Annotated in this window: 12 protein-coding genes; 6 read left to right on the top strand and 6 right to left on the bottom strand. The window is 65.7% G+C overall.

Going from position 1 to position 14,392, the window contains the following annotated elements:
* Window positions 1-93: 93 nt before the first annotated feature.
* The 4 genes from upp to AAC050_RS06460 all read right to left on the bottom strand — a co-directional run bounded on the left by upp (window position 94) and on the right by AAC050_RS06460 (window position 4,499).
* Window positions 94-723 (bottom strand): uracil phosphoribosyltransferase, encoded by a 630-nt coding sequence (gene upp, locus AAC050_RS06475; protein ID WP_339914272.1) that lies wholly within the window; start codon window positions 721-723, stop codon window positions 94-96.
* A 14-nt stretch (window positions 724-737) separates the two neighbouring features.
* Window positions 738-1,979, bottom strand: coding sequence for a URC4/urg3 family protein (locus AAC050_RS06470; RefSeq protein ID WP_339914249.1), 1,242 nt, complete (start codon window positions 1,977-1,979; stop codon window positions 738-740).
* Window positions 1,966-3,222, bottom strand: a complete 1,257-nt coding sequence (locus tag AAC050_RS06465; protein ID WP_339914248.1) for a GTP cyclohydrolase II — start codon at window positions 3,220-3,222, stop codon at window positions 1,966-1,968. The genes AAC050_RS06470 and AAC050_RS06465 overlap by 14 nt, the downstream gene beginning before the upstream one ends.
* 257 nt (window positions 3,223-3,479) lie before the next feature.
* Window positions 3,480-4,499: an NAD-dependent epimerase/dehydratase family protein gene (locus AAC050_RS06460; RefSeq protein ID WP_339914247.1), complete on the bottom strand. Its 1,020-nt coding sequence runs from the start codon at window positions 4,497-4,499 to the stop codon at window positions 3,480-3,482.
* 502 nt (window positions 4,500-5,001) lie between these two features.
* Here AAC050_RS06460 and AAC050_RS06455 point away from each other — a divergent pair.
* From AAC050_RS06455 to pseI, 6 genes are read left to right on the top strand one after another with little or no spacing between them, the layout of a single operon-like run.
* Window positions 5,002-6,804: a tetratricopeptide repeat protein gene (locus AAC050_RS06455; protein WP_339914246.1), complete on the top strand. Its 1,803-nt coding sequence runs from the start codon at window positions 5,002-5,004 to the stop codon at window positions 6,802-6,804.
* On the top strand, window positions 6,794-7,948 hold the full coding sequence (pseC, locus tag AAC050_RS06450) for a UDP-4-amino-4,6-dideoxy-N-acetyl-beta-L-altrosamine transaminase (RefSeq protein ID WP_339914245.1): 1,155 nt from the start codon (window positions 6,794-6,796) through the stop codon (window positions 7,946-7,948). Before AAC050_RS06455 ends, pseC begins: the two co-directional genes overlap by 11 nt.
* A complete protein-coding gene (gene pseF, locus AAC050_RS06445) occupies window positions 7,945-8,649 on the top strand; it encodes a pseudaminic acid cytidylyltransferase (protein ID WP_339914244.1) in 705 nt (234 codons plus the stop codon). The genes pseC and pseF overlap by 4 nt, the downstream gene beginning before the upstream one ends.
* The gene (locus AAC050_RS06440; RefSeq protein WP_339914243.1) at window positions 8,649-9,638 is read left to right on the top strand and encodes a hypothetical protein; all 990 of its coding nucleotides are present in this window, start codon (window positions 8,649-8,651) and stop codon (window positions 9,636-9,638) included. Before pseF ends, AAC050_RS06440 begins: the two co-directional genes overlap by 1 nt.
* Complete coding sequence (pseH, locus tag AAC050_RS06435) at window positions 9,635-10,228, top strand: UDP-4-amino-4,6-dideoxy-N-acetyl-beta-L-altrosamine N-acetyltransferase (protein ID WP_339914242.1); 594 nt, start codon at window positions 9,635-9,637, stop codon at window positions 10,226-10,228. Before AAC050_RS06440 ends, pseH begins: the two co-directional genes overlap by 4 nt.
* The gene (pseI, locus tag AAC050_RS06430; protein ID WP_339914241.1) at window positions 10,225-11,280 is read left to right on the top strand and encodes a pseudaminic acid synthase; all 1,056 of its coding nucleotides are present in this window, start codon (window positions 10,225-10,227) and stop codon (window positions 11,278-11,280) included. The genes pseH and pseI overlap by 4 nt, the downstream gene beginning before the upstream one ends.
* On the opposite strand, the gene pseB is transcribed toward pseI, so the two are convergent.
* Window positions 11,258-12,259, bottom strand: coding sequence for a UDP-N-acetylglucosamine 4,6-dehydratase (inverting) (pseB, locus tag AAC050_RS06425; RefSeq protein ID WP_339914240.1), 1,002 nt, complete (start codon window positions 12,257-12,259; stop codon window positions 11,258-11,260). The two genes, pseI and pseB, sit on opposite strands and share 23 nt — an antisense overlap.
* A 167-nt stretch (window positions 12,260-12,426) precedes the next feature.
* Window positions 12,427-14,364 carry an acetate--CoA ligase gene (gene acs, locus AAC050_RS06420; protein WP_339914239.1) on the bottom strand — a complete coding sequence of 646 codons (1,938 nt, stop codon included), beginning with the start codon at window positions 14,362-14,364 and terminating at the stop codon, window positions 12,427-12,429.
* Window positions 14,365-14,392: the final 28 nt, after the last annotated feature.

The following is a 14,392-nucleotide window of genomic DNA, read 5'->3' as shown; positions in this document are numbered from 1 at the left end:
GGTCGGGGTTCAGGGGATCAGCGGCTGGTCGGAGGCCCGTTTGGCGGCGATTTCCTGATTGCCGCCCTTGAGGGCGTGCGACATGGCCCGGCCCTAGCGGGTGCCGAACAACCTGTCGCCCGCATCGCCCAGTCCGGGCACGATATAGCCGTGTTCATTCAGCCGCTCATCGACGGCGGCGGCCCAGATCGGCACGTCCGGGTGATAGGCGCGCAAACGCTCCAGGCCCTCCGGTGAGGCCACGAGACAGACGAAGCGTAGATTGGTCACGCCCCGCTCCTTGAGCCGGTCGATGGCGGCGACCGCCGTATTGCCGGTGGCCAGCATCGGGTCGATCACCACGCACAGGCGGTCGGCCACGTCATCGGGCGCACGGAAATAGTATTCGACGGCATCGAGGGTCTCGGGCTCGCGGTACAGGCCGACATGGCCGACCCGGGCCGAGGGCACCAGGTCCAGCATCCCCTCGACCAGCCCGAGCCCGGCGCGCAGGATCGGCACGAAGACCAGCTTCTTGCCGGCGATACGTTGACCGCTGGTCGGGCCGACCGGTGTCTCGACCGGGTAGTCCTCCAGCGGCAGATCGTGGGTGACCTCGTAGCAGAGCAGGGTCGAGATCTCGCGCAGAAGCTGGCGAAAGCGCGTGGTCGAGGTGTCCTTGATCCGCATGATCGACAGCTTGTGGCGCACCAGCGGATGGGTGACGACGGTGACGCCGTCCATCGAAAATCCGGTCATCAGAATACAGTCCCGTCAGAGAGAATGATCAGGGGCGGTCCGCCGCCCTCGCGTCGCTCGGCCGCCACGCGTCGTCCGGTCGCCCAGGTCCCGCCCTCCAGCACACTGGCCAGCGGCATCTGTTCGGCGGTGACGCCCAGCTCGGCCCGCACCAGCGGCGCGACCCTGTCCAGCAGGGCCACCGTCATGGCGCGCCAGCCGACCACCAGCGGGTCGGACACCGGCCACGGCTTGTCGGCGTCGGTGGGGTCCTTCAGTGTCAGCACGCCCAGGTCCATGAACAAACCACCGTTGCGGTATTCGGCCAGACCGGTCAGCCCGTCGAGGTCGGTGACTTCGACTCCCGCCGTCTGCAATGGTTCGACCAGCGAATAGCTGAGCCACTGAGACAGCTTGTGAATCGGCACCAGGCCGTCGGTGGCGTCATCGCGCTGCATCGCCGGGTGTCGCCAGCAATCCCCCAGATCGACCCCGCCCAGGGTCAGCCGGTCGCGCCAGATCGGCCCCAGGGCCTGCAGCAGCACCTCGAGAATGGCGGCGGCGGGCAGGCGGTCGGACGCGTCGGCGCGATCGACCATGGCGTCGAACAGCCCGCCCGGACGGGGTTCGTCCTCCAGGGCGAACAGGTCCGGCTCGGCCAGACAGGCCTGACCCAGACGCCGCAGCAGGGCCGCGCGTCCTTCCAGCCCGACCAGCGGGTTCTTCGCGGTGACCTGGAAACCCCGAGCCAGATCGTCCGCCGTCAGCATGGTCAGGGCCACCGCATCGACCCGCCAGGGATCGTCCTCGGTGACGGAGAAGGCCCCGGCCTCGAACATCCGCAGCGAGGCGATGGCCAGCCCCTCGGAGCGGGTCAGGGTGCGGCCGGTCCGCTTGTCGGTATAGGCCCAGCCGGGTCCGGAGCCGGCGTCCAGCAGCACCGAGACAATGGCGAGGTCGAACTCGGTCCGCGCCCGGGACGCCGGGTCCAGCCAGTCGCGGGCCTCTGCGACCGGCCCCCACAGGTCGACGCCGTCGATGCTGAAATGGCGCCAACGGGCGTGGAAGGGCACGTCCAGGCTCGGATACTGGTCGCGGATCACCGCGGCGACGGCTGTGGCCACCGCGGGCAGGCGATCCAGATCGACGCGCCAGTGCTCCAGACCGCCGGCGACACCGATGGCCAGAATCTCATGGGCCCGGTCGCGGACGGCGGCGGGGGTCAGCAGGCCGTGTGCCTGCCCCGTTTCAGAACTGCTCAAGATCGCGGCCCACCACACGGGTCAGGTCGTCGGCCGACGGCGGCGCGTCGGGGGTGAAATAACCGGCCGCCTTCTTGGCCTCCATCTCGACCGAGGCGTCCGGCGGGATCAGATGGTCAGGGATCGGCACACGCTCGCCGATCTCGATGCCCGAGCCGGTCAGGGCGTTGTATTTCATGTCCGACATCGACACGAACCGGTCGATGCGGGTGATACCCAGCCATTGCAATATGTCCGGCATCAGCTGCTGGAAGCGGGCGTCCTGGACCCCGGCGACGCATTCGGTGCGCTCGAAATAGGTGGCGGCCTGGTCGCCGCCCGGCTGGCGCTTGCGGGCGTTGTAGACGAGAAATTTGGTCACTTCCCCGAGGGCCCGGCCCTCCTTGCGATTATAGACGATCAGACCCGCCCCGCCCGCCTGGGCCTCGCGCACGCACTCCTCGATACCGTGGGTCAGATAGGGGCGACAGGTGCAGATGTCCGAGCCGAACACGTCCGAGCCGTTGCACTCGTCATGGACGCGGCAGGTCAGGCGGCGATGCGGGTCGGCGATCGCCTCGGGGTCGCCGAAGATATACAGGGTGATGCCCCCGATCGGCGGCAGGAACACCTTGATGTCGGGCCGGGTGACCAGGTCGGCGTACATGCCGCCGGTCTGTTCAAACAGGGTGCGGCGCAGGGCCGTCTCGCTGACGCCGAAGCGTTCGGCGATGCCGGGCAGGTACCAGACCGGATCAATGGCCGCCTTGGTCACGGCCACGTCGCCGGTCTCGAACACGATCTTGCCGTCGACCTTCAGACGACCCGCGGCGATGGCTTCGCCGATCTCGCCCAGCTGCAGCCGGGCCCGGGTCACGGCGATGGTCGGGCGGATATCGACGCCGTCGGCGATCTCCGGCGCGAAGGCCTCGGCGACCAGATGCCCCCAGGGGTCGAGCGAGACGATTTTGCCCGGGTCCTGCCACTGCGGGAACGGTCCCATGACATTGGTCGGGGCGGTATTGGTCAGGTCCGGCCGGTTGTTTGCGGTCATCGCCCCGGACGACACGGCCAGGGCGCGATAGACTGAATAGGCTCCGCCGTGCGCACCAATGGCATTGCGATCACTGCCCGAGTTGACGGTGCCGACCACCGGTCCACGCTCGCGCGCCGTGGCGGCCCCCCAGGCGATCGGAAACCGCGACTCCGTCCCGGCACCGGGATGGGAGTTGAGCCGGATATGGCCGGATCGATTGGTGGTCATCAAACATGCCTCATGTCCCGACCGAAGGTCTGTTCGGTACCGGACCCGCCACGTGACAACCGGATTCAACATCTGTCCAGCGACTTTTCAGCATGATCTGAACATTCAGATCGCTCGCCTTGTTCGTCACCGCCCTTGCTGGTTGCTCAAGCTTGTTCGCCGGTCCGGGGGCTGATGATGCTGATTGTGCGGTTGAGATGACGACATCGGGCTGACAGCAGACCGGCACACGCCCGGCGGCATCGGCCCGGGGGCGCTTAATGGGTGTTGTAGAAGTCGCGATACCAGTCGACGAAATGGCCGACGCCGGTATCGATCGACGTTGACGGCGCATAGCCGAGTGCGGCGCGGGTCTCGGTGATGTCCGCCTCGGTGCGGATCATCTCGCCGTCCTGGGCGGGCATCAGGTTGATCTGCGCCTTTCGGCCCAATTTCTCTTCCAGCACCTCGATATAGCGATGCAATTTCTCGCGGCGACCGGCACCGAGGTTGAGCAGCCGCCACGGGGCGACGCCGCTGGTCGAGGGATCCGGGCGGGCGGCGTCCCAGTCCGGGTCAATGGCCGCCGGTGAATCGAGCGCTGAAACAACCCCGTCGACGATGTCATCGATATAGGTGAAATCCCGCTCCATCCGGCCTTCGCCATAGACGTCGATGGGTTGTCCCTCGAGGATGGCGCGGGTGAATTTGAACAGGGCCATGTCCGGGCGGCCCCACGGGCCATAGACGGTAAAGAAACGCAGTCCCGTACAGGGCAGGCCGAAGACATGGGCAAAGGCGTGGGCCATGCCTTCATTGGCGATCTTGGTCGCAGAATAGACATTCAGCGGGTGGGCCACGCCCTGTTTGACCGAGAAGGGCAGGGCCGCGTTGGCCCCGAAGGCCGAGCTGGTCGAGGCGAAGACCAGATGTTTGACCCCGACCTCGCGACATCCCTGAAGCACGGTCAGGAAGCCGACGATGTTGGAGTCGATATAGGTTTCGGGGTTTTCAACGCTGTAGCGAATGCCTGCCTGGGCCCCGACATGGATGACCCGGTCTGGCCGGTGTTGCGCGAACAGGGCGGCCATCCCCTCGCGGTCGGCGAGGTCGAGATGATGGTGCCGGTAGTTCGGATGAGCCTTCAGTCGGGTCAGCCGGGCTTCTTTCAGGGTCACGTCATAATAGGGGTTCATATTGTCCAGCCCGACGACGGTCTCGCCCCGGTTCAGCAGACGCTGCGCGGTATGAAAGCCGATGAAGCCGGCGGAACCGGTGACGAGGACGGGACTGGACATTCGAAACCGGGGCCTTGCGACAGGAAGGGCGCGATGAGCGCCCTGTAGCCTTGGATAGCCCCGCCGGTCGAAAGACGCCACATTGATCGGTCCGGCCCGGGGAGGATTTTCTTCCGGTCGAGGCTGCGTCCGTCGGTGGTTGACTGCTATCCTCCACCAAGGGGCCAGTTGTGAGGGTACATATCGATTGTGATGCGATTTCTGCCCTGTTTGTTGGTTGCTCTATTGGTCAGTTATTGGTCAGTTCGCCCGCAACGGCGGCGATCACCATTCACGCTCATGGCGGAAACCCGCTTCGGGGCGGGGGCTCTATTTTCCGCATACCTGTGTCACCTTGACCGCTACCGCGGCGTTCAACCCGGAGGTTGCGACCGTGCCCGCCGTCATGACTGATGCGGCCGAAGGCGCGGCGTCACGTCCGGCAGCAACCCTCGCGGCTGAAAGGCAACCTTAACCATGTTCGGACGATCCTGATTTCCATGACATACCAAAGGGTCCGGGCATGAGCGCGCCGCCGATCATGCCCGCCGTGGAGCACAGCCCGCCCACCCTGGACAGCCTGGTTGGCGACGCGGCTTCGCCCGAGGCCATTTCCCGGCTGACCCGGGCGTCGCGCCCTCCGCTGCGCAGTAACCCCAAACGCGCGGGAAAGTCTGCGACCCAGGCCAGTTCCCTGGCCATGCTTCGCTCGGCGCTGAAGGCGATCGGGGACGGAGACTACGCTGAAGGTACGCGGCTGACGCTGAAGGCGCTCGAAAAGGACGAGAAAAATGGCCTGGCCTGGCACATTCTGGCTGTCGCCCAGGAAAAGACGGGCAATCTGGCCGAGGCCTTCTCCGCCTATGAGGCGGCCGTGCGTCTGCTGGATGACGACACTTCGGTCGCCTTTGATCTGGGACGGCTGGCGCACCGGCTCGGCTATCTGGAGATCGCTGAAAAGCTGCTGTCCCGGTTCCTGTCGCGGAACCCGGGCAACGTCGAGGCGTCCAACAACCTCGCCTGCGCCCTGCGCGACCAGAACCGTTCCGATGAGGCCATCGATGTCTTGCGGAATCTGATTGCCGTCTGTCCGGAAGAGGCGGTTCTGTGGAATTCGCTCGGCACGGTATTGAGCGAACGGGGCGACGCGGCCCAGTCCGTGCCCTTTTATGACGAGGCCCTGCGGCTCGATGCCGGCTTCTACAAGGCCCGCTACAATCGCGCCAATGTGCGGATGCAACTGGGTGAGCCGGCGCTGGCGCTGGCGGACATCGATACCGCCCTGGTCGGGGTCAAGGACGCCAATGAGGTGGCGACGATGACGATGGCCAAGGCCCTGACCCAATTCATGGTCGGGGATTTGCGAAACGGCTTTGACAGCTATGAGGCCCGCTTCGACCCCGCCTTGCAGGATGCGGTGACCTTCCAGCCCCATGGGCGGCGCTGGACACTGGAAGACGACATCGAAGGCCGGGCGGTGCTGATCTACGGCGAGCAGGGGCTGGGCGACGAGGTCCTGTTCGCCAATGTGCTGGACGATGTGCAGGCGGCGATCGGCCCGAAAGGACGGATGATCCTGGCGGTTCAGGCCCGGCTGGTGCCCCTGTTCCAGCGCAGCTATCCGTCAGCCGACGTCGTCAAGCATCAGACCGGCCTGCATCTCGGTCGGTTGTTTCGTGCCGTTGAATTGCCGACGGCCACCCCGGAGGTCGATCTGTGGACACCGATCGGCAGCCTGTTCCGTCGCTTCAGGACCAGCGCTGACTCTTTCCCGGATAAACGGGCCTTTCTGACCCCGGACCCGGAACGCGTGGCCCACTGGCACCGGATGTTGTCCGGCCTCGGGCCGGGGCTGAAGGTCGGGGTTCTGTGGAAGAGCCTGAACATGAAAGGCGCGCGACTGCGCGCCTATTCGCCATTCGACCTGTGGCGACCTGTTCTGAGCGTGCCGGGGGCTCACTATGTGAATCTTCAGTATGGCGATGCGACGGCAGAGCTTGAGGCGGCCCGGGCGGCGGGACTGGAGATCTGGACGCCGCCGGGCATTGACCTGAAAGATGATCTCGATGACCTGGCCGCGCTCTGCACGGCCCTCGACATCGTCATGGGTCCCTCGACGGCGACCACCAATATCGCCGCGGCATGCGGGGCAAGGGTGATGATGATTTCCAACCCGGACGCCTGGACCGGATTCGGAACGGACCGGGCCCCCTGTTATCCGTCGCTGCAGGCTTTCCACGCCGACGGCATGGGTGAGTGGACCGGGGTTATGGCCAGGCTCGCCGAGGCCCTGAGCGGTGAGGTCGCGCGCGAACATGTCGGCTAGATCCTTCATCCCCTATGGGCGACATCATATCGATGCCGACGACGAGGCGGCGGTGCTGGCCGTACTGCGCTCGGCCTTTCTGACCCAGGGCCCGGCGACCAAGGCGTTCGAGGCCGACCTGGCCGCCTATGTCGGAGCCAAACACTGTGTTGCAGTCGCCAACGGCACGGCCGCGTTGCACATCTGTATGGCGGGACTCAAGCTCGGGGCCGGGGAGGGGATCACCAGCCCGAACACCTTTGTGGCGACCTCGAACGCTATGGCCTACGTCGGCCTGCACCCTGTGTTCGCCGACATCGACCCCGAGACGCTGAACCTGTCGCCGACGGCAACCCTGGCGGCCCTGACCCCGAACACCCGCCTTATCGCCCCGGTTCACTTCGCCGGCCTGCCCGCCGATATGCCGGCCTTCCAGGCCATGGCGGCGGACCGGGACATCAGGATCGTGGAGGATGCGGCGCACGCGATCGGTTCGGAATATTCCGGGGGCGGGCGCGTCGGCGACTGCCGTTACTCGGACGCCACCACCTTCTCCTTTCATCCGGTGAAGACGATCACCACCGGCGAGGGCGGCGCGATCACCACCAATGACCCCGTCCTGTACGAGCGGCTGCAGATGCTCCGGTCACACGGGATTACCCGTGAGCCGACCCTGATGACCGATAATCCGGGCACATGGTGGTATGAACAGCAGATGCTGGGCTTCAACTACCGCATGACCGAGATTCAGGCCGCCCTGGGATCAAGCCAGCTGCGAAAGCTGGAGCGGTTCATCGAACGGCGGCGCGAGATCTTCCTTCGCTATCGTCAGGCCTTCGCCGATCTGGACTGGTTGACGCTGCCACCGGCGACCGGGAACCGGAAGGTGGCCCAGCATCTGTTCGTCGCCCGCTTCGACCTTATGGCCATGGGCCGGACGCGACCTGAGGTGATGGCTGCGCTTCTGGAACAGGGCGTCGGTTCCCAGGTTCACTACATCCCCGTTCATCATCAGCCCTGGTACCGTCAGACCTGCGCAGTTGCGTCGGACTCCTGTCCCGAGACCGAACGGTATTATGAGCAGTGCCTCAGCCTGCCCCTGTATCCGGCCATGACCGATGAGGACGTTGAACGCGTGGTCGACGCCGTCAGGGGGCTGGCATGAGGCGTCTCGCCGTCATTCCGGCCCGGGGCGGCAGCAAGCGGCTCGAGGGAAAGAACATCCGCGATTTCGCCGGGCGGCCGATGCTGGCCTGGCCGGTTCAGGCCGCGCGCGCGAGCGATCTGTTCGACACCGTCATGGTTTCCACCGACGACACTGACATAGCCGAGGTGGCGCAGGCGGCGGGGGCCGAGATTCCCTTCATGCGCCGGGACGAAACCGCCAACGATCATGCCGGCCTGATGGACGTGCTGTGTGAGGTCGTGACCGACTTTCAGCAAAGAGGTCAGACCTTCGACGCCGTGTGCTGCATCATGGCGACGGCCGTGTTTGTTACCCCAGCCAGATTGTTGCAAGGGTACAAGTTGTTGGAATCCGGTAATTTTGACAGCGTCTTTCCCGTGGTTCGGTACGGATCACCGATCCAGCGGGCCCTTCGCCGCGATGCGACGGGGCGGACGGCCATGCTGACACCCGAACACTACAGCAGCCGGTCGCAGGATCTGGAGCCTGCCTTCCATGACGCCGGTCAGTTCTACTGGATGAGCAGCGCATCTTGCCTGAACCGAACGCCGGCCTACGGGGGCCGCGCCGGCAGCTTTGTCGTCGACGAAACCGAGGTGCAGGACATCGACACCATGACGGACTGGCGACTGGCCGAGATGAAGCACCGGCTGATGACGCAGTCCCCGGATCCGGACTGATGGCGAGCTTCGGCCGTCTGACCCTGTTTACGGAAGGTGGTCAGGGGCCGGGTCTGGGTCACGTCGCCCGCTGCACTGCCTATGCCCGACATTGGGCCGAGGCCGAGGGTGCGGTCATCTGGATTCTGGATGGCGACGCGCTCGCGGTGGCGATGGCCGGCGAGACTGGTGAGGTCCGCCAGGGCCGCTGGCAGGATGATCCCGACACCCTGCCGGATTGCCGGGATGGACTCGTGATCGTCGACTCCTATCAGGCCGGAGCCCCCGTGCTGGCGGCGATCGCCCGACAGGCCGGGGCCATCGTCTTCATCGACGATCTCCAGCGCCACATCTATCCGCGCGGGACCGTGGTCCATCCCGCGCCCGATCCGGCCCCGCTGCGACCGGACGGTGCCACATGGCTGACCGGTCCGGTCTGGCAACCACTGCGGCCAGGATTTGGAAACCTCAGTCGCCGCCCGGAGGTGCGACCGACGGTCGAGCGGATTCTGGTGACCATGGGCGGTGGCGATGTTCGTGCTCTGGGTGACGAGACTGCGCGGCTGGCTGCCGGGGAATATCCGGACGCGCGGATTGATCTGGTGCGGGGCGGTGCCGATGATGGACCGTCACCGCCGGGTGTGACGGTCCATCATCGCTTGTCCGACAGCGCCATGGCGGCCCTGATGCTCGAGGCCGATCTGGCCGTCAGTGCGGCGGGGACGACGACCTTCGAACTCGCCTGTTGCGGCGTGCCGACCATTCTGGTCGGCGTCGCCGACAATCAGCAGGCCAATCTTGACCATTGGCCGCCCCTGTGTGGTTTCGTCGACGCCGGACGCTGGGACGGCCCTGACCGGCAGGCGCGAATCCGCTCGGGCCTCAGGCGACTGGGCGATCCCGGCCTGCGCGCGGAAATCGCAACCCGCAGCGCCGCCCTTGTTGACGGGCAGGGGGTTCGGCGCTTGTTCGATTATCTGCAACAGGCCCAGGGACCGGATCCAGCATGACCGACGCGCCCCGCATGTCACGAACCCCGACCCTGCGTTTTCAGGACTGTCGGCTCCGTCCGCTCGCCGCCGCTGACAGCGACAGGCTGCTGGCCTGGCGCAATCAGGATCGCGTTCGGGCAAACATGTACAGCGACCATGTGATCGGTGCCGAGGAACATGCGCGCTGGCTGGCAGTAAGCCTTGTCAGCCCGGACGCCGTCTATTTGATCTATGAATACCAGGACCGGCCGCTGGGCTTCGTTTCGTTCACCGGGATCGACCGGCACAACGCTCGTTGCAGCTGGGCCTTCTATCTGGGCGAGGCCGACGCCCCGCGCGGATCGGGGGCGGCGATGGAGCTGCTGGCCCTGGACCGGGTCTTCGGCGACATCGGCATTGGCAAGCTGTGCTGCGAGGTCTTCGCCTTCAACGCGGCCGTCATCCGCCTGCACAAACGCTTCGGCTTCGTCGAGGAGGGTCGGCTTGTGCGCCATGCCCGCAAGGACGATCAATTGCAGGATGTCGTCCTGCTGGCCCGGTTCGGCGACAATTGGCCCGACGACCGTCCGGCCCTGATGAACACGGTATTCGAAGGCCCGCCCGCATGAGTTTCGCCTATCCTGACCGTGTCTTCATCGTCGCCGAACTGTCGGCCAACCACGGCGGGTCGCTGGACGTCTGCCTCGAGACCGTCCGTGCGGCGGCGGCGGCGGGCGCGGATGCGATCAAGGTCCAGACCTATACCGCCGACACCATCACTCTCGATTCCGACGCCGCCTGCTTCCGGATTAATGACGGTACCCTGTGGGACGGCACCACCCTGCATGCGTTGTACAGCGAGGCCGCCCTGCCGTGGGAATGGCATGCGCCGATCCAGGCCGAGGCCCACCGCAACGGTCTGGTCTTCTTCTCCTCGCCATTCGACTTTACGGCGGTGGACTTCCTCGCGGCGATGGACGTGCCGATCTACAAGATCGCCTCCTTCGAGATCGTCGACATTCCGCTGATCGAATATGCGGCGGCCAGGAGTCGGCCGATGATCATCTCGACGGGAATCGCCGGCCTAGCGGAGATCGAAGAGGCCGTAGCCGCCTGTCGTCGAGTCGGCAACGACGACATCACCCTGCTGACCTGCACCTCGGCCTATCCGGCTGACCCGGCGGACGCCAATCTGCTGACCCTGCCCCGGATGGCCGAACGGTTCGGCACCCGGATCGGCCTGTCGGATCACACCACCAGCGATGCCGTGGCGATCGTCGCCGTCGCGTTGGGCGCGCGGGTGGTCGAGAAACATTTCATTCTGGACCGGGCCCAGGGCGGCCCGGATGCCAGTTTCTCACTCACGCCCGATGAGTTCGCCGGGTTGGTCAGATCCCTGCGCGTGGCCGAGGCGGCGCTCGGGACTGTGCAGTTCGATCCGACGGGTCAGGCTGCGGTCAATCGCCGTTTCGGACGCTCCCTGTTCATCGCTGAGGATGTGAAGGCCGGCGACATCCTGACGCCGCAGAACCTGCGTTCCGTGCGGCCCGGCGACGGTCTGCACCCGCGCTATTATCACGAACTTCTGGGCCGGAAGGTGGTTCGTGACGCCGCCCGGGGGACCCCGATGGACTGGGGACTGCTGGAGGGTCAGGCCGTCAAATCGCCGCCTGATCGTTGAACGCGCGGGTTTCCTCGACGGTCAGAAAATGGGGATTGGTCGCAGAGTTGTACTCAAAGCCCGGCTCCACCAACGCCCCCTGTTCGCCCAGAACGTTGCGGCCGAAGTCGACATCCAGGCTGTGGAACCGGATCGTCGGGGCGATCACATAGTGATCGGCGAAATCATAGGTCAGGTGGGAATCGTCCGCCGGGCACATGGTCTCATGCAGTTTCTCACCGGGCCGCACGCCGACGACATGGGTGGCCATGCCGGGGGCCAGGGCCTCGGCCAGATCCATGATTCGCACGGAGGGGATCTTGGGTATGAAGATCTCTCCGCCATGCATGCGCTGAAAATTGGTCAGCACGAACTGAACGCCCTGATCCAGGGTGATCCAGAAGCGCGTCATGCGCGGATCGGTGATCGGCAGGGAGTCCGCGCCCTCGGCGATCAGTTTGCGAAAGAAGGGCAGGACCGAGCCGCGCGACCCGACCACATTGCCGTAGCGGACCACTGAAAATCGCGTGCGGTGACTGCCGGCCATGTTGTTGGCGGCGACGAACAGCTTGTCGGACACCAGCTTGGTCGCGCCGTACAGATTGATCGGACTGGCGGCCTTGTCGGTCGACAGGGCGATGACCCGGTCCACGTCATTGGCCAGGGCGGCGGCGATGACGTTTTCGGCTCCGTTGATGTTGGTGCGGATACATTCGGTCGGATTGTACTCGGCCGCGGGCACCTGCTTCATCGCCGCCGCGTGGATGATGAAATCGACCCCGCGGGTGGCTTGGATCAGCCGTTCCCGGTCGCGCACATCGCCCAGAAAGAACCGCATGCAGGGGTCGGTGAACTCATGCTGCATCTCGAACTGTTTCAGCTCGTCGCGCGAATAGACGATCAACCGGCGGGGCTTGTAACGGGCGAGAATGGTCCGGATGTACATCTTGCCGAAGGAGCCGGAGCCGCCGGTGATCAGGATCGACTTGTCATCAAACATGAAGGAAACGCCTCGGGGGCGACGGGATTCGTCGGGACCTTTGCGGTATCCCGCAACGTTGACGCAGACGGGTCAAGTCTATTCGGATTTCCGTCGCGACCTGACCCACCGGGCGATCGACCGGGTTCTGAAACAGACCACGCCCTGAACGGTTCAATCTGAACCGCTCACCTTTCCCCCCGCCCCCTCACCAGTTCGTCCACCACACCCGGATCCGCCAGGGTCGAGGTGTCCCCCAGGCTGTCGACCTCGCCTTCGGCGATCTTGCGCAATATCCGCCGCATGATCTTGCCCGAGCGGGTCTTGGGCAGGCCCGGGGCCCAGTGGATGGCGTCGGGGGCGGCGATGGGGCCGATCTCTTTACGCACGTGGGCGACCAGGGCCCGCTTCAGATCGTCGTGTGGCTCGACCCCGGCGTTCAGGGTGACATAGGCGTAGATGCCCTGGCCCTTGATGTCGTGGGGGAAGCCGACCACGGCGGCCTCGGCCACGTGCGGGTGCAGCACCAGGGCGCTCTCGACCTCGGCCGTGCCCATTCTGTGGCCCGAGACATTGATCACATCGTCGACCCGGCCGGTGATCCAGTAGTAGCCGTCCGCATCCCGGCGGCAGCCGTCGCCGGTGAAATACCGGCCGGGATAGGTTGAAAAATAGGTGTCGAAGAAGCGCTGGTGGTCGCCCCAGACGGTGCGCATCTGGCCGGGCCAGCTGTCGGTGATGCACAGATTGCCACTGGCGGCCCCGCCCAGCACCTGACCCTCAGCATCGACCAGTTCCAGCTCGACCCCGGGCAGGGGCAGGGTGGCCGAGCCAGGCTTGAGGGCGGTCGCCCCGGGCAGGGGGGCGATCAGGGCTCCACCGGTCTCAGTCTGCCACCAGGTGTCGATGATCGGCAGTTTTCCGTCGCCGACGACCTCATGATACCAGCGCCAGGCCTCGGGATTGATCGGCTCACCGACCGTGCCGAGCAGGCGCAGGCTCTTGCGCGAAGTCGCCTTCACCGGGGCGTCGCCGTCGCGCATCAGGGCGCGCAGGGCCGTGGGGGCGGTGTAGAAGATCTCGACCTGGTGCTTGTCGACCACCTGCCAGAAACGGCGGTTGTCGGGATAGTTGGGTACACCCTCGAACATCAGGGTCGTGGCGGCATTGGCCAGGGCCCCGTAGACCACATAGGTGTGGCCGGTGACCCAGCCGACGTCGGCCGTGCACCAGAACACCTCGCCGGGGCGGTAGTCGAACACCAGTTCATGGGTCCAGGCGGCCCAGAACAGATAGCCACCGGTGGTGTGCAGCACCCCCTTGGGCTTGCCGGTCGAGCCCGAGGTATAGAGGATGAACAGCGGATCTTCGGCGTTCATCGGCTCGCACGGGCAGTCGTCGCCGACCGTCTGGCGGATGTCGTCGTAGCGCACGTCGCGGCCGGCCACGATCGGCACCTCGGCCCGGGTGTGGGTCAGGACCAGCACGGTGTCGACGTCGACCTTCTCCAGCGCCGCGTCGACATTGGCCTTCAGCGGGATGCGCTTGCCGGCACGCAGCCCCTCGTCGGCGGTGATCACCAGCTTCGAGCCGCAATCCTCGATCCGCCCGGCCAGACTCTCGGGCGAGAAGCCGCCGAACACCACCGAATGCACGGCACCGATGCGGGCGCAGGCCAGCATGGCCACGGCGGCGGCCGGGATCATCGGCAGATACAGGGTGACCCGGTCCCCCTTCACCACGCCCAGGGCCTTGAGCACATTGGCCATGTGGCAGACTTCGTGGTGCAGCTCGCGATAGGTCAGCCCGCCGGAGTTGGTCGGATCGTCGCCTTCCCACAGGATGGCGGTCTGGTCACCGCGTTCGGCCAGATGCCGGTCGACGCAGTTCCAGGCCACGTTCAGCACCCCGTCGGCGAACCAGCGGATACGGAAGTCTTCCTTGTTGAATGAGACGTCCTTGATGATCGTGGGCGGGGTGATCCAGTCCAGCCGTCTGGCCTGCTGGGCCCAGAAGATGTTGGGTGTCTCGCGCGCAGCGCGGCAGGCCGCCTCATAGCCGGTCCGGTCCATATGGGCGCGCGCGGCCCAGGCGGCGGGGACGGGATAGAGTTCGGAATCGCTCATGTCTGACCTCTCCGGGCTTGATCTGCGA

Origin of the sequence: uncultured Brevundimonas sp., assembly GCF_963974615.1 — a bacterium.
Lineage (GTDB): Bacteria > Pseudomonadota > Alphaproteobacteria > Caulobacterales > Caulobacteraceae > Brevundimonas.
The sequence above is the reverse complement of the archived record's forward strand: the minus strand, read 5'-3'. Positions and strand labels throughout refer to the sequence as shown.

What these genes read in the sequence shown, in the direction of transcription:
- AAC050_RS06460 (WP_339914247.1), bottom strand. Translation starts at nt 4,499, where the DNA reads ATGTCCAGTCCCGTCCTCGTCACCGGTTCCGCCGGCTTCATCGGCTTT.
- AAC050_RS06455 (WP_339914246.1), top strand. Translation starts at nt 5,002, where the DNA reads ATGAGCGCGCCGCCGATCATGCCCGCCGTGGAGCACAGCCCGCCCACC.
- pseH (WP_339914242.1), top strand. Translation starts at nt 9,635, where the DNA reads ATGACCGACGCGCCCCGCATGTCACGAACCCCGACCCTGCGTTTTCAG.
- AAC050_RS06465 (WP_339914248.1), bottom strand. Translation starts at nt 3,222, where the DNA reads ATGACCACCAATCGATCCGGCCATATCCGGCTCAACTCCCATCCCGGT.
- upp (WP_339914272.1), bottom strand. Translation starts at nt 723, where the DNA reads ATGGACGGCGTCACCGTCGTCACCCATCCGCTGGTGCGCCACAAGCTG.
- acs (WP_339914239.1), bottom strand. Translation starts at nt 14,364, where the DNA reads ATGAGCGATTCCGAACTCTATCCCGTCCCCGCCGCCTGGGCCGCGCGC.
- pseB (WP_339914240.1), bottom strand. Translation starts at nt 12,259, where the DNA reads ATGTTTGATGACAAGTCGATCCTGATCACCGGCGGCTCCGGCTCCTTC.
- AAC050_RS06440 (WP_339914243.1), top strand. Translation starts at nt 8,649, where the DNA reads ATGGCGAGCTTCGGCCGTCTGACCCTGTTTACGGAAGGTGGTCAGGGG.
- pseF (WP_339914244.1), top strand. Translation starts at nt 7,945, where the DNA reads ATGAGGCGTCTCGCCGTCATTCCGGCCCGGGGCGGCAGCAAGCGGCTC.
- pseC (WP_339914245.1), top strand. Translation starts at nt 6,794, where the DNA reads ATGTCGGCTAGATCCTTCATCCCCTATGGGCGACATCATATCGATGCC.
- pseI (WP_339914241.1), top strand. Translation starts at nt 10,225, where the DNA reads ATGAGTTTCGCCTATCCTGACCGTGTCTTCATCGTCGCCGAACTGTCG.